Source organism: Jejubacter calystegiae, from assembly GCF_005671395.1.
In the GTDB taxonomy this organism is placed as follows: Bacteria; Pseudomonadota; Gammaproteobacteria; order Enterobacterales; family Enterobacteriaceae; genus Jejubacter; species Jejubacter calystegiae.
Genome location: NZ_CP040428.1, coordinates 2502319 through 2516991, shown reverse-complemented (window position 1 = coordinate 2516991; position 14673 = coordinate 2502319). Strand labels below are relative to the sequence as shown.

General features: G+C 58.9%; 4 protein-coding genes and 1 pseudogene. 1 reads left to right on the top strand and 4 read right to left on the bottom strand.

Features of this window, described 5'->3' with window-relative positions:
* Positions 1–13 precede the first annotated feature (13 nt).
* The gene (locus FEM41_RS11500; protein WP_138096104.1) at positions 14–349 is read right to left on the bottom strand and encodes a hypothetical protein; all 336 of its coding nucleotides are present in this window, start codon (positions 347–349) and stop codon (positions 14–16) included.
* Positions 350–4360: pseudogene (locus FEM41_RS11495) on the bottom strand (hemagglutinin repeat-containing protein); the annotation flags it as partial. It abuts the gene before it with no gap.
* A gap of 453 nt (positions 4361–4813) precedes the next feature.
* Between FEM41_RS11495 and FEM41_RS25050 the strand changes: the two are divergent.
* Complete coding sequence (locus tag FEM41_RS25050) at positions 4814–4936, top strand: SymE family type I addiction module toxin (protein ID WP_277753001.1); 123 nt, start codon at positions 4814–4816, stop codon at positions 4934–4936.
* Between the two features lie 51 nt (positions 4937–4987).
* Here FEM41_RS25050 and FEM41_RS11485 read toward each other — a convergent pair whose 3' ends face one another.
* On the bottom strand, positions 4988–5251 hold the full coding sequence (locus tag FEM41_RS11485; RefSeq protein WP_138096102.1) for a hypothetical protein: 264 nt from the start codon (positions 5249–5251) through the stop codon (positions 4988–4990).
* A complete protein-coding gene (locus FEM41_RS11480; protein ID WP_138096101.1) occupies positions 5235–14639 on the bottom strand; it encodes a hemagglutinin repeat-containing protein in 9405 nt (3134 codons plus the stop codon). Before FEM41_RS11480 ends, FEM41_RS11485 begins: the two co-directional genes overlap by 17 nt.
* Positions 14640–14673 lie beyond the last annotated feature (34 nt).

The window sequence follows — 14673 nt, the reverse complement described above, 5'->3', positions numbered from 1 at the left end:
GGCTGGGGTTTTATCAGTCATAACGATAGTCTAAATTAATCTTCATGTTTTCAAGATCAACGGTAACAAGACAACCATGCCATACAGGTCGCCCGCCTGTAAGCCCCTGCTCTATATAAAAACACCTTAGCTCTACTAACTTTTTGAGAAGTAAGCTATCCGTTTCTGGAGAACCCGGTAAAAACCAAGTTTTCTCGTTTTTTTTATTAATGTAATCATATAACAGCTTTGCATGATCATCTTCTGGCGACAGTTCAGCATCTAAAAATATCATTTGAGCATCTTCAGGCGCCGATTCGAATAAAATTCGCCCAATATCTGAGTACAATTCATCATCACGGGAAGTCATTTACTTACCTCCAGGTGCATTATTGAACACCTCTCTCACTGGCCTATCATTACCTATTTGATAAGTAACAGTAAAACTGTCTGGTCTTTTATTACTTCCAGTATAAGAAGGCTCTATCTTCACATTGACCAGTTTACCATCTTTCAAAGCATTGGCCCATGTATTTTCCATCTGTTTCCAAGCACTTTTATTGAGGTTACCATCCATAGGCAAAAGGTTTATTTTTTCACCAGGCCCATTAAAGATGCTAGCGATTAAATGGCCACCTTCATCACCGGAGTTACCACATTTACCCGCTTTACACTGCTGATAAGTATTCCGGTCATTCTTAGTCCAGGCTAAAGTAGCCTCAGCCGATCCAGTCCGACCTTCTGCATCAATGTTATAAGTCTTATTCCCATCAACCTTATAAACTGTGTTCGGTTCCGGCTTATTCAGCGCTTTATTCCAGGCTCCTTTCTTGCCCGAATCAACAATAACGATATTTTTTCCCGCAGTTCCAGCCGCAGGTTTCCCACCTTTACCCAACCCTCCGGTCACGGCGGCCATTGCCGCTCCCGCCAGAATTTCTGCTCTCTGGCTGTCAAGACCATACTGTTTTTCCAGCCGTTGGGCAAAGTCAGTACTGGTCACGATTCCTGATTCATCCATCTGCTGCATCAACAGAACGGATAAATCATTCTTCATTTCCCACGGAATATCTTCACCCAGCGCTCTGTCGATCGCTTCATGAACCAGCATACTGTTAGCCGGGATATCACCGTATTTCTCTTTACAGGCCGCCGCATCTGAAGCACAAGTAGCAATTAACTCATTACGTTGCTTCAGACTCAGATCTTCCATTTCTTTCACGATCTGCTTGCAATCACCACGCGCTTCACAGCCTTTGGCCTTCGCCGCAAAATCGTCAATCTGTTCAGCATGCAGGAAGTTATTATCCGCCGAATTCTTCCCGGCCTGCGCACCACTCACCGCATCCGCCGTACTGTTTCCGGCAAGCCCACCGGCAAGACCCGCCGCCAGCGTACCCAGCGTACTGATGGTCTGCTTCTCCGTTTCCGTCAGCTCGCTGACCTTCTTGCCCGGATACAGCTGCGCCATCACCAGTTGCGCCATCGCTTCACCGGTCACCGCTCCGGCGGCTCCCGCCGCCGCGTTGTTACCCGCAGCCCAGGAAGTCACCGCACCCACCACCGCATGCGCCATCGCCCGGCTGGCTTCATCCGGTGCCAGCTTGTGTATCTGCTCCGCCAGGTACGGCGCCGACGCGCCGCTTATCGCCTGAGCAAGATTGCCTCCCGCCAGTCCCTGCACCGCCGCCGTCGCCGCCTGGATTCCCTGCTGCAACGCACTGCCGGTACCGAACTGCTGCATGGCGTTGTTGTAGGCCCGCTCCGCCACATCCTTATCACTGAACGGTTTTCCTTCACGCTCCAGTTGCGCTTTCGCCTCTGCCAGCGCTGCCGGGTCTTTCTTCGCCTTCATCCCGGCGATAGTCCCTTCCGTTGTCGCGATATCCCCCACCTGACGGCCTATCTCCCCGATAAGCTGCGCTTCCTGAAGCCGCTGCTGCTCCTTCTCCTTGTCAAATATCGGGCTCAGACCGTTCGCCGCATGTTCGGTATCCCGGGAAAGCCCTGCCACATCCTGAGCCTGCTTATCCTTATCCCGGATGGTGATAGTGCCCGCTTCCACCGCCGCATGGGTCGTTGAACTGTCATGCCCCTCTCCGTTCATCCCCACCAGCAGACTGCTCGCCGCATTGCCCAGAAACTGGTCTCCCACGCTACCGCCCGTGGAAAGCCCCGCGCTCTGGTGCTCCACCTTATAGTCCGCCTGATTGTGGATATCGCTCCAGCCCAGCGTTCCCGTATCCAGACGGTTATTCTCAGGCGCTGCCGTCGAGGCTATCACAGCCCCATCCAGTTGCGTATGTTCGCCCACCGTTACATCGAAACCGCCCTTACCCGCAAACAGTCCCGTCTGCTCCTGCACCGAATCAAAATTGCTGTGCATCTTGTCCCGGCTGGCGCTGACGCTCGCCGAACCACTGGCCCCCGCACCCCAGGTCACGCTCGCCCCGGCGCTGCTGCTGCTCTGCTTCATATCATAGCGGTCGCTGTCCTGCTCGCTACGCATCGTCAGGTTACGGCCCACCTCCGCCTTTATCGACTCGCCGCTCACCTGGGCGCCCTGCAACAGCGTATCCCGCCCGCTGCTGAGACTCACCTGACGCCCCGCGTCCACCGTGGTCTCCGTATGCGTCAGACCGTTACCCTTCTCGCTTCCCCTGCTCTGGTTAACGCTCGCCGACACCGTAAAACCGGCGCTGCCCGAGCCCACCGCGATACCCACTCCCACGCTGCCGCCGCTGCTCTTATTGCTGCCGCTCAGTTGTTCGCTGTTCTGCCCCGAACTCAGGCTGATATCCCGGTTCGCCGCAAGCGCCATATCACGCCCCGCCGTCAGCTGGCTGCCCTGCACCACCAGGTCGCCGCCCTGGCCGTTACCGTCGCCCGTGGCACGGATGGTCATATCCCGGCCCGCCGTTAAGGTGCTTCCGGAGGACGTACGCTGCTCCAGCCGGCTTTCCGACGTCGATTTCTGGCTGCCGTAGCTCAGCATCACCCCGACGGTATTACCGTCCTTTTTATCGTCCGACACCGCCGCCAGCCTGCCGGCCTGTGCCGCCTGATAGCCGGTCAGCGCCGCCTGAGTCCCCTTCAGCGCCGCCAGCCGGCCATCGTCCTCTTTCTTCGCTGAACGGGCCTGTTCCGTCGCCGTGTTCAGCGCGCTGCCCACCGACCCCGAAAGCGCAAGCCGAAGCCCGCTGCTCTTCGTCTCGGTCTTCGTCAGCTCAGTATGGCTGTTCTGCGCCGCCGTTATCGCCACATCGCGACCGGTAATGCTGATATCCTGACCCGCCACCACATCGCTGCCGTGAATTGAGGCCAGATTCCCGGCGCTCAGCGAGACATTCCCGCCGCTGCTGCCAACGGTGCTGCCCTTCTGTATATTACTGTCGCTTTCGGTACTCACCTTCTGGCTCAGGCTTCCCACCGTAAACCCGATACCGCCGGTGCTCATCAGCCCCGACTTTTTCTTCTGTTTCACCAGCGTGTCGTGCTGCGCCTCTTCCACCGTGGTCAGGGTCAGGTTATTCCCCGCCGCCAGACTCACATCGCCGGTGCCCACCACATTGCTGCCCTGCACCGTCAGATCCCGACCGGCCTGCATCTGTACGCTGTCGCCGCTCACCGTCGTGCTCTGCGCTTCGCGCTGCGAGGTGTTGCCGTACAGCTCATGCTTCGTCTTCGACAGGAAACCGGAGCTGGTCCATTTACTGCGCCCCTCGTGATCGTAAGTGGCTTCGCCGCTGGTCAGATTAATATCACGCCCGGCCTGCGCCGTTAACGCATCGCCCGCGCTTATCTCCGCCGCCCGGGCGTTGATATCCCGGCCTGCGGCAATCGCAAGCACCCCGCCCGCATCAATGCGGCTTCCCGCTTCCTGAGTGGACAGCGTACGATCGTATCGCTTGCTGTCGCGGGTATAGTCGGTGGCATGGCTCAGGCGCTGGGTATCCAGGTTCAGATCGCGCCCGGCGATAATCTGCGTCGTACTCTCCTGGCCCCGGTTAATCAGCTCGCTTGCCGTCAGGGTGATATCATTCATCGCCTTCAGCGTCAGCTCGCCTTTATCGTTCTGAACGTAAATACCGGCGCTGCGGTCCAGCCAGGCTTCGGTTCCGGCGCTGCCGCCTTCAGTGCGGCTGATAATATCGTGCCCCGCCTGCAACGTCAGGCTGTCCTGAGCCAGCAGCGTACCGCCGCTGTTGATAATGTCGTTATCGGTAAGCACCGTGACCGACTTGCCCTGCACAAAACCCTGATTGGTCAGGTTATCGGCACTGATCTGCGTCATTTCACGTCCGCTGATGGTACCGCTGTTAGTGACATCGCCGCGGCTGACCAGCTGCACCTGATTACCGGAAAGCAGCGCGCCGCCGCTAGCAGAAGGTTACAGCGGGCACCCATCCCGGCCTGAAAATCGCCGGAGCGTTCCTGGCTGCCAGGGTCAGCCCGACAGGGATGTCGGGCTGAGGGCGTGCGGCACACGGACGTGCCGTCACGCCCGACCCGTCCGGCTGCCGGGAATGAGCGGAGGGGACCCGAAGGGCGATTTTCACGCCGGAAAGCCAGGTTGTAAGGAGGCGGCGCTTGAGCCTCCTTACCCGTTCACCGATGCCGGAACTGACAGAGAAAAAATAATCTTAAAGTGAACGGAATATTCCACCGTATGAACATATGACTCCCTGACTCCTCAGCGAAAAGCATTTTCCGCCAGTGAAACTGGCACTGCAAACAAATCATCACCCTGAAGGGCGGCTGGCTCGATGACTCGGGGTTTGTGACCGGCACAGCGCTTAAACCGGGCTGCCTAGTACTTACCGCCCAGGAGCCTGTGCAGGGACCGGAACTGATGCAGGCGCTGCGCAAGATCTGTAAGCTCTCCGCCCGCAAGCAGCAACAGGTCACTGATTTGATCGAGGTGATCAGTAGGCCACAGAAGCAGAACGGTAACTGACGGGTATATAAAGTAAAATCCCGCCGGTAAAGGGCGGGATTTTTATGAAGATCACTTAGCATCTGTGGGAGGTTTTTTTCGGGCTTTGCGTTCATCTATTTTGGCAAAAAGCCACGATCTAAATGCAGCCGCTGTTCCTGCAATAACACTGGCAACTAAAACATGTTCAATATCTGATTGTTTGATATTAACTTCATGGCTAATAACAAACTTTACAGTTATCAGAGCCAAGGAGAAAAATATTAAGCAGCAGAAAACCATATACGCAATGCTTAGAAACAGTAAGCCTACAGTAGCTTTATTTTTTCGTTCCATTTATTTCATCCTTAACTGCATTGCTGATAAATTCACCACCTATGGTACCAATAATATCACCAGCGGGAACCGACCCAGAACCTAAAACAGGGCTAAATACAGGTGGTGCAACTACTCCAACTACTGTACCAAATGCCCAACCAGCACCAGTACCAGCCAGGGCTCCTTTATCAGGGCCATCGGTAAACAACGTCCCTCCTGCTGCAATGCCTGCGTTCTGCCAGATATCACGCCCCGGAGCCAGAGCCCCGGTAATACCCGCCGAGACACTTCCCCAGTAATCCCAAGTTTTATTTTCATTGCCTGGTTTGCTCAAGTCGTACCACTGATAAGTACCATTGGCAATTTCCGCGATTACTGCACCACCAACAACTTTACTTACTGAAGCTGCCGGCCCTAAATAAGCCGCTCCCGATATCAGAACTCCATCCTTATATCCATTCACTATAACTTTCGTGATATTTGCCCCTTCTGGCAAATCCCCCTTCGCCAGCTTATTCAGGCCTGCCTGTTTCTGTTCCGGGGTTAAGTTATTTTCTTCAGCATACTGATTCCAGGAAGCAACCGCCTGTCCGTAATTCATCATCCCTGATGGCAGGCTCATCGCGTTATTCTCCGCCGAGTTTTTACCCGCCTGCGCTCCCGCCACCGCGTCTGCCGTACTGCCTCCCGCCAGCCCACCCGCAAGACCCGCCGCCAGTGTGGCTAACGTACTGATCGTCTGCTTCTCGCTTTCGCTCAGATCCTTCACATCCCGGCCATAAATATTCAGCGCCAGCATACCTGCCGCTTCACCCGTGGCCGCACCTGCCGCGCCCGACAGCGCATTATCCCCCTTCGCCAGCGCCAGCGCCGCACCCACCACCGCATGTGCCATCAGACGTCCGGCACCATTTTCCTCCGGGATTGTTTTCGCTATCACATTGGCGATATACGGTGCCGAAGCCCCCGCCAGCGCCTTCGACAAATCTCCTCCCGCCAGACCCTGCACCGCCGCCGTCGCTGCCTGGATTCCCTGCTGCAACGCACTGCCGGTACCGAACTGCTGCATGGCGTTGTTGTAGGCCCGCTCCGCCACATCCTTATCACTGAACGGTTTTCCTTCACGCTCCAGCTGTGCCTTCGCCTCTGCCAGCGCTGCCGGGTCTTTCTTCGCCTTCATCCCGGCGATAGTCCCTTCCGTTGTCGCGATATCCCCCACCTGACGGCCTATCTCCCCGATAAGCTGCGCTTCCTGAAGCCGCTGCTGCTCCTTCTCCTTGTCAAATATCGGGCTCAGACCATTCGCCGCATGGTCGGTGTCCCGGGAAAGCCCTGCCACATCCTGAGCCTGCTTATCCTTATCCCGGATGGTGATGGCCCCGTCGCTAACGGCGGCATGCGTGGTACTGCTGTCATGCCCCTCGCCGTTCATCCCTACCAGCAGGCTGCTCGCCGCATTGCCCAGAAACTGGTCTCCCACGCTACCGCCCGTGGAAAGCCCCGCGCTCTGGTGCTCCACCTTATAGTCCGCCTGATTGTGGATATCGCTCCAGCCCAGCGTTCCCGTATCCAGACGGTTATTCTCAGGCGATGCCGTCGAGGCTATCACTGCCCCATCCAGCTGGGTATGCTCGCCCACCGTCACATCGAAGCCGCCCTTACCCGCAAACAGTCCCGTCTGCTCCTGCACCGAATCAAAATTGCTGTGCATCTTGTCCCGGCTGGCGCTCACGCTCGCCGAACCGCTGGCCCCCTCTCCCCAGGTGACGCTCGCGCCGGCGCTGCTGCTGCTCTGCTTCATATCATAGCGGTCGCTGTCCTGCTCGCTACGCATCGTCAGATTGCGCCCCACCTCCGCCTTTATCGACTCCCCGCTCACCTGGGCGCCCTGCAACAGCGTATCCCGCCCGCTGCTGATATTCACCTGACGCCCCGCGTCCACCGTGGTCTCCGTATGCGTCAGACCGTTACCCTTCTCGCGACCCTGACTCTGGTTTACGCTCGCCGACACCGTAAAACCGGCGCTGCCCGAGCCCACCGCGATACCCACACCCACGCTGCCGCCGCTGCTCTTATTGCTGCCGCTCAGTTGGTCGCTGTTCTGCCCCGAACTCAGGCTGATATCCCGGTTCGCCGCAAGCGCCATATCGCGCCCCGCCGTCAGCTGGCTGCCCTGCACCACCAGATCGCCTCCCTGACCGCTGGCGTCTCCCGTAGCCCGGATGGTCATATCCCGGCCCGCCGTTAAGGTGCTTCCGGAGGACGTACGCTGCTCCAGCCGGCTTTCCGACGTCGATTTCTGGCTGCCGTAACTCAGCATTACCCCGACGGTATTACCGTCCTTTTTATCGTCCGACACCGCCGCCAGCCTGCCAGCCTGTGCCGCCTGATAGCCGGTCAGCGCCGCCTGAGTCCCCTTCAGCGCCGCCAGCCGGCCATCATCATCCTCTTTACCTGCCGCCCGCGCCTGCTGCGTCGCCGTGTTCAGCGCGCTGCCCACCGACCCCGAAAGTCCCAGCGTCAACCCGCTACTCTTCGTCTCGGTCTTCGTCAGCTCAGTATGGCTGTTCTGCGCCGCCGTTATCGCCACATCGCGACCGGTAATGCTGATATCCTGACCCGCCACCACATCGCTGCCGTGAACCGAGGCCAGATTCCCGGCGCTCAGCGACACATTCCCGGCGCTGCTGCCAACGGTGCTGCCCTTCTGAATATTACTGTCGCTTTCGGTACTCACCTTCTGACTCAGGCTTCCCACCGTAAACCCGATACCGCCGGTGCTCATCAGCCCCGACTTTTTCTTCTGCTTCACCAGCGTGTCGTGCTGCGCCTCTTCCACCGTGGTCAGGGTCAGGTTATTCCCCGCCGCCAGACTCACATCGCCGGTGCCCACCACATTGCTGCCCTGCACCGTCAGATCCCGACCGGCCTGCATCTGGACGCTGTCACCGCTCACCGTCGTGCTCTGCGCTTCGCGCTGCGAGGTGTTGCCGTACAGCTCATGCTTCGTCTTCGACAGGAAACCGGAGCTGGTCCATTTACTGCGCCCCTCGTGATCGTAAGTGGCTTCGCCGCTGGTCAGATTAATATCACGCCCGGCCTGCGCCGTTAACGCATCGCCCGCGCTTATCTCCGCCGCCCGGGCGTTGATATCCCGGCCTGCGGCAATCGCAAGCACCCCGCCCGCATCAATGCGGCTTCCCGCTTCCTGAGTGGACAGCGTACGATCGTATCGCTTGCTGTCGCGGGTATAGTCGGTGGCATGGCTCAGGCGCTGGGTATCCAGGTTCAAATCGCGCCCGGCGATAATCTGCGTCGTACTCTCCTGGCCCCGGTTAATCAGCTCGCTTGCCGTCAGGGTGATATCATTCATCGCCTTCAGCGTCAGCTCGCCTTTATCGTTCTGAACGTAAATACCGGCGCTGCGGTCCAGCCAGGCTTCGGTTCCGGCGCTGCCGCCTTCAGTGCGGCTGATAATATCGTGCCCCGCCTGCAACGTCAGGCTGTCCCGGGCCAGCAGCGTACCGCCGCTGTTGATAATGTCGTTATCGGTAAGCACCGTGACCGACTTGCCCTGCACAAAACCCTGATTGGTCAGGTTATCGGCACTGATCTGCGTCATTTCACGTCCGCTGATGGTACCGCTGTTAGTGACATCGCCGCGGCTGACCAGCTGCACCTGATTACCGGAAAGCAGCGCGCCGCCGCCGCTTAAGTCTCCCGCCTTAACCCGCACATAGAGCTGAGGGACGCTCACCACCTCCTGGCTTCCATCCGGCAGGGTGACGGTCTGATTCACCATCCAAACCATATCGCTGGTCAGTAGCGCCATCTGCTCCTGACTCAGCGCCACGCCGGGCGCCAGCCCATACTTTTCAGCAAAGGCCTTGCCGTTATTCAGCAGCCATTTGTACTGTTCATTGTCATCATTCATGCCCGGCAGGAAACGCGAACCGGTCGCCTGCATCAGCTGGTCGCGCACCAGGCGCTGCTCATAGTAACCATCACCCAGTCGTTTATGCAGTTGATCGCCCCAGATATCCTGGCTGCTGAGCCATTTTTTGCCGTCGGTAAAACGGCTGTCGGTCTCTACCAGCCAGCGGCTGTCGCTGCCGGGATGCACCGCAAACAGGCTGTTGTCGGGAAGTTCAGTATCAGGCGCCACGCTACGCGCCACCAGCTCGCTGTCGGTACCTGGAAGGTTGATCGGAATATCGGTAATGCCGCCCGGCCGCGATTCCTGAAGTTCGCCGGCGCCGCTAACGGAAGATCCATTAATCGATACCGTGCCGCTACCGGCAGCCTGACCGCCAGGCGCTACGCCGTTCTCTACGGCGTCGGCGTCTACCCGTGCGCCGTTCTGGTCACGCCCCGCCACGCTCTGGCCCGCTCCCTGCCCGGCCTGCTGCTGGATGGTCATCAGCCCCATCCCCAACGCCTCCTGGCGGTTATTACCGTCGTACACATCCCAGCGTTCGCGCGTTTTCCAGTCACCGCCCCCCTTATAGTAAGAGATGGCATCACCGATCTCTTCGATGCGGCGTACGCCCTGGGTTTCCTGGTTGTCCGGATTCGCCACCTGAACCGCAAGGGTACCGCCCGCCACGATTTTACTGTCCTGATTGGTCAGGGTATCTCCCGTAAGGGTCATCCCCTTACCGCTGCGCAGTACCGCCGCGTCGTGACTGACTACCTGCGTCTCATAGACGTAAGTTTTATATTTGTATTCGTAGTAGTGTTTACTGACCAGTCCATTAAGGAAAAAGCGAATACGTTTGCTGGTCTCTTTCCCCAGGAAAACCCCCAGGTTCTTACTGCCGTCCTCATTAATGGCGTAGCGAACGTCCCCTTCCCAGGGTCCCAGCTTGTAACGCTTACCGTCACCGCCGAAGCAGGCGCCGTCGCCGTCGCCTTCGCAATACTGGAACTCATCCACTTCATCGGAAACCCAGACAAGGACGGGTTCATCGCTTAACAGCAGATGAATATCCCGGTTTTCGATCTGCGTGGCGCTCAGACTCAGCGCCCCCATGGCTTCAATATCGGCGCTCAGGTTCTGGACTTTTGCCGCCAGCCCGGAAAGCGCGCCATCCTGTGACAGCGCGCCGCCAATCGCCATATCGCCGTCGCTGTATATCATCGCCCGGTCACGGTTTTCCAGAGTGCCCACGGCAAGGGTGACCTGCTGGCGACCCGCGATAACCGCCGCTTTGCCGCTGGCTGCGTCTTTATCATTCACCAGGGTACGCGCATCAATCAGCAGGCGATCGCCATAAATACGGCCGGTGCCGGTGTTGTGCAATTGACCTGCGGTGATCCAGTTCTCGCCGCCGTCCAGCAGGCCGGTATTCAGCAGTTCATCAACCCGAATACGGGTCTGATTACCGTTAATTTCGCCGTCGACGGTGTTTTCCAGACGCGGCGCGGTCAGAGCCAGCAGCCCCAGCGCCGTAATTTCCCCCCGGTTGGTCAGCCCGCCTTTAGCGTTCAGGGTGATATCGCCATTGCTCGCCAGGCTGCCATCCTGAACCAGGCTCTGGTTTGTGGTTAACGTCAGAGCGCGCTCCGCCGCGATATGGCCAACGCCCGTTACGCTGTCCGCCTGAACCGCGGCGCTATCCTGAGAAACCAGATCGCCGCCCTGGTTCTGCAACGCGAGCTGCGCCCCTTTTACCTCCAGCCCCTGCTGTGAAGAGATCAGGCCGCTTCGGTTATCCAGGGCGGCCCGAATATCCGCGGCCAGCCGCATGGCGGCGCGTAGCGCCCCGTTCTGGTTATTGAGCGTCCCCGCCTTCAGGGTCAGGCTGCCTGCCTCAATGCCCTTGCTCTGGCTTCGGGTCTGCTGGTTATCGATAGCCGCAGCGTTAAGCGTCAGGGCGTCATTCGCCTTAATAAATCCCTGCTGATTATTGAGGTTGCCGGAAAGAATCGCCTCGCCACGGGTCAGTGCGAACAGGCGCCCCAGCCGGTTATCCAGACTGGCCGCATTAAGCGTCAGGCTGCCGCCGGAAAGCAGGTTGCCGCTGCGGTTATCGACCTGGGTCGCACGTAGCGCCAGCATCTGATTGCCCTGAAGCGTGCCGCTCTGGTTGTTCAGCAGCCCGCTCGCCAGATTGAGGGTTTTATTCGCCAGCATCAGTCCCTGCTGGTTAATCAACTGACCGCCATTAAGCTCCACATCCATGCTGCCTGCGGCCTGAAGCTGACCGCCGGTATTATCCAGCGACTGACCTTCCAGACTAAGGTTATCCAGGGCGTTGATCTGCCCCTGGCGATTGTTCCAGCCGTCAGCGCGCGCATCCAGGCTTCCGGCAGCGATAAGTCCCTTGTGGTTATCCACCTCGCCGCTGCGAAGCCGCAACGTTTCTCCGGCCCGCAGCCCGGTGCTGCTACTGCTGGTCTCTGCGTTGACTAACGCGCCGCCGCCGGTGTCCAGATCGAGCGCCCGGTTCGCCTGAATCAGACCGGTGCTGTTATCCACCGCCGCCGTTCTGAAGACCAGGTTCTCGCCACTGATAAGCCCTGCCCGGTTATTTAATGCACCGCTGTCAACGGTCAGGAGGTTCGCGGCGGTAAGCCGCCCGGAAGCGTTGCTCAACGCGCCCGTGAGCTGGAGCGTCGCGTCGCCGCCCGCCGCCAGCAGGCGTCCCCGGCTGTTATCCAGGCTTTCCGCCGTAAGCGCCAGGTTAAGACTGCTCTCCATCACGCCGTCCTGATTGTTGACGACGTCCGTAGCGCTGACGGTTAGCGAACCGCCGGGCGTGGTGAGCGTACCCTGGCGGTTATCCAGAGCGCGACTTTGCAGACTGATACCCTGGCGGGCGGCGATACGGCCCGACTGGTTATCGAGCATTCCCGTAAGCCGCAGCGTCGCCGCGCCATCGGCAGCCAGAAGCGTACCACCGGCGTTGTTCAGCGAGCCGCCGTCCACCGCCAGCGCGCTGGCGCTTTGCAGTACGCCCTGCTGATTATTCAACGCGTCTGCGATCGTCAGTTCCAGCCGTTCGCTTCCGGCGCTGAATAACCCCAGTCGATTATCCAGCGAGGCGCTTGTCAGCCGCAGCCAGCGATCGGTTCCCGTCTGACCGTTTTGGTTATCCCAGGCGGTGACGCTGGCATCCAGGATTCCCGCCGCAATCAGGCCCGCGTTGTTATTCACCGCGCCGCCGCGAATTACGATGGCTCCCGCGCTGCGGATACCGCCGTTCTCAAGAGTATCGCTGTTATCCACCCCTTGTGAGTCGGTGGTTAGCGTAAGCGAATCCCGGGCCTGCAACAGGCCCTGCCGATTGTTAAAGGCCGCGCTGCGGATGGTTGCCTGGCGCGCCACGATCTCTCCGCCAGCGTTATCCACCTTATCGCTGAAGGTCAGTGAAAGCGGCCCGGCGGCGCTGTTCACCGTGCCCTGCTGGTTGTTCAGCGTGGTTCCCGACAGCGTGAATCCTCCCTGAGAGATCAGCTTACCGTCAGTATTATCCAATCCGCCGCGCAGAATCAGCCGGGCCTGGCCGTTGCCACTCTGAAGCAGCGTTGCGCCCCGGTGCGCCAGGGAGTCCCCGGTTATCTCAACCTGTTTGCCCTGAGTCCAGGCATTATTAAGCGTCAGCGTCAGCGCCGCTATCCGCAGGGCGCCATCACTCACCACGGTGCCGCTATCGCCGGAAAGCGTCGTCGCACTAATATCCAGCGCGCCATCGCCCTGCAAAATGACTTTGCCCTGACGGTTATTCAGCGCCCCGGCGGCAATATGCATATCCCCGGCGAAAGCGCCAAGCTGCCCCTGAAGGTTGCTGAGCGAATTGGCCCGAAGGCTCATTCCCCCGGCCGATGTCAGAGAGCCGCCATCGTTATCCAGACGTCCGGTATCGATCGCAAGCGTTGTGGTACCAGTCTGGGCTATGCTTCCCTGGCGGTTACTGATGTCCGATGACGAAAGCGTAAGGCGTTCCCCCTGAAGCGAACCGCCGTCGTTATTTAGCTTTCCGCGACTGGCGGCAGAAAGCCGCTGGCTCGCCGCCAGCTGCGCGCTTCGGGTATCGATATCGCCCTGTTTCGCGCTCAGGGCGATATCGCCCGCCTGAGCCTGAGCCCCCTGTAAATCAAGCTGAGCGCCATCGACGTCGATGCGATCCCTGGCCAGCAGTTTGCCCCTGGCGCTCACCTGGCCGCTGGCATTCAGGGCAAGCCGTCCCGCCTGACTCGCTTTACCCTGTTCATCCACGCCAGCCGCCGTGACGCTTTCCCGGGTCGCCGTTATTCGTGATGCGTTGATTTGCGCATCCCCGCCTGCAAGCAGGCCGCCGCTGTGGGTTAACGCGCCGCTGGCGTCCAGCTTCATGGCGCCCCGGCTTCGCAATTGTCCGCTGTTATTGATATCGGTGGCGGCAAGCGCCATTGTTCCCTGACCGTTGATGCGACCGCTATTGGTTAACTGGCCATCGGCGCTCAGGCTGAATTCGCCAACCCCAGCCCCAATTTCACCGGCGTTACGCACACCGACGCCTCGCTCGGTGCCTACCAGCGCGATTTTTCCGGCGTACATACCGCCAAGCGCCGCCACATCCAGCGCAAAAGCGGGTTTATCCCGGCCGTCATCCGCTTTCACCCGGGTAACATTGCCCTGAACATCGGTCTGATTCCGCCCGGTAGTCACCTGTAAATTATTGGCCTGCAACCGGGCGTTCACGGTCACAGAACGGGCGATCAGCTGCGTGTAGTCACTCTGATCGTTCATACCGCCGCCTTCTACGCGAATCTGTCCGCCGTCAACGTCAAAGCCCTTTAGCTGGCCGTTTTCAATGCGGCTGGCGCCGGTGGTCAGAGTGGAACGATTCGCGTTGATAAAACCGCACCCGCTACAGGTAATACCCGCCGGGTTCGCGATAATCACATCGGCCTTTTTTCCGGCGACTTCCACAAAACCATTTAACTGGCTGGGGTTGCGGCTGTTGACTTCATTCAGAATGACTTTCGCCTCGCCTTTGGCTAACCAGGGGTTAGCCGCCACTATGCCTGCAAGCTGGGTCTTTGTGTTGACGCTGCTGTTATTCAGAATGGCCCCGCGTTTGTCGACATCAAACTGGCTGAACTTGTTATGGGAGAGACCTTTGTCGTTCGGTGTCTGAATATTAACCTGCGGCAATCCGTTGGCGGCGTTAACGACGGTCGGTTGCTGATGCCCTGCCGCGCCTTTATCGGCAACGATACCTGCCGCCTGCGCGCCGCCTACCAGCCCGGAAGCCAGCCACAATGCGAAACTAAGCGGCGTAATTCTGGCGCACAGACTGCCCCCCCGACGGCCTGACCCGCCACCACAGGCACCGCCGTGAGCTCTGGCCAGTTCAGAAACCACCACCAGCATCCGGCGCGCCCGGTTAAAGACGATGCGATAACATAACTTATTCATACAGACTCCCTGTCTCTCCCTGAAAGGAGCAAGA

Bases quoted from the DNA above. Each gene is read 5' to 3' on its own strand.
- FEM41_RS11500 (WP_138096104.1), bottom strand. From the start codon at position 349: ATGACTTCCCGTGATGATGAATTGTACTCAGATATTGGGCGAATTTTA.
- FEM41_RS11485 (WP_138096102.1), bottom strand. From the start codon at position 5,251: ATGGAACGAAAAAATAAAGCTACTGTAGGCTTACTGTTTCTAAGCATT.
- FEM41_RS11480 (WP_138096101.1), bottom strand. From the start codon at position 14,639: ATGAATAAGTTATGTTATCGCATCGTCTTTAACCGGGCGCGCCGGATG.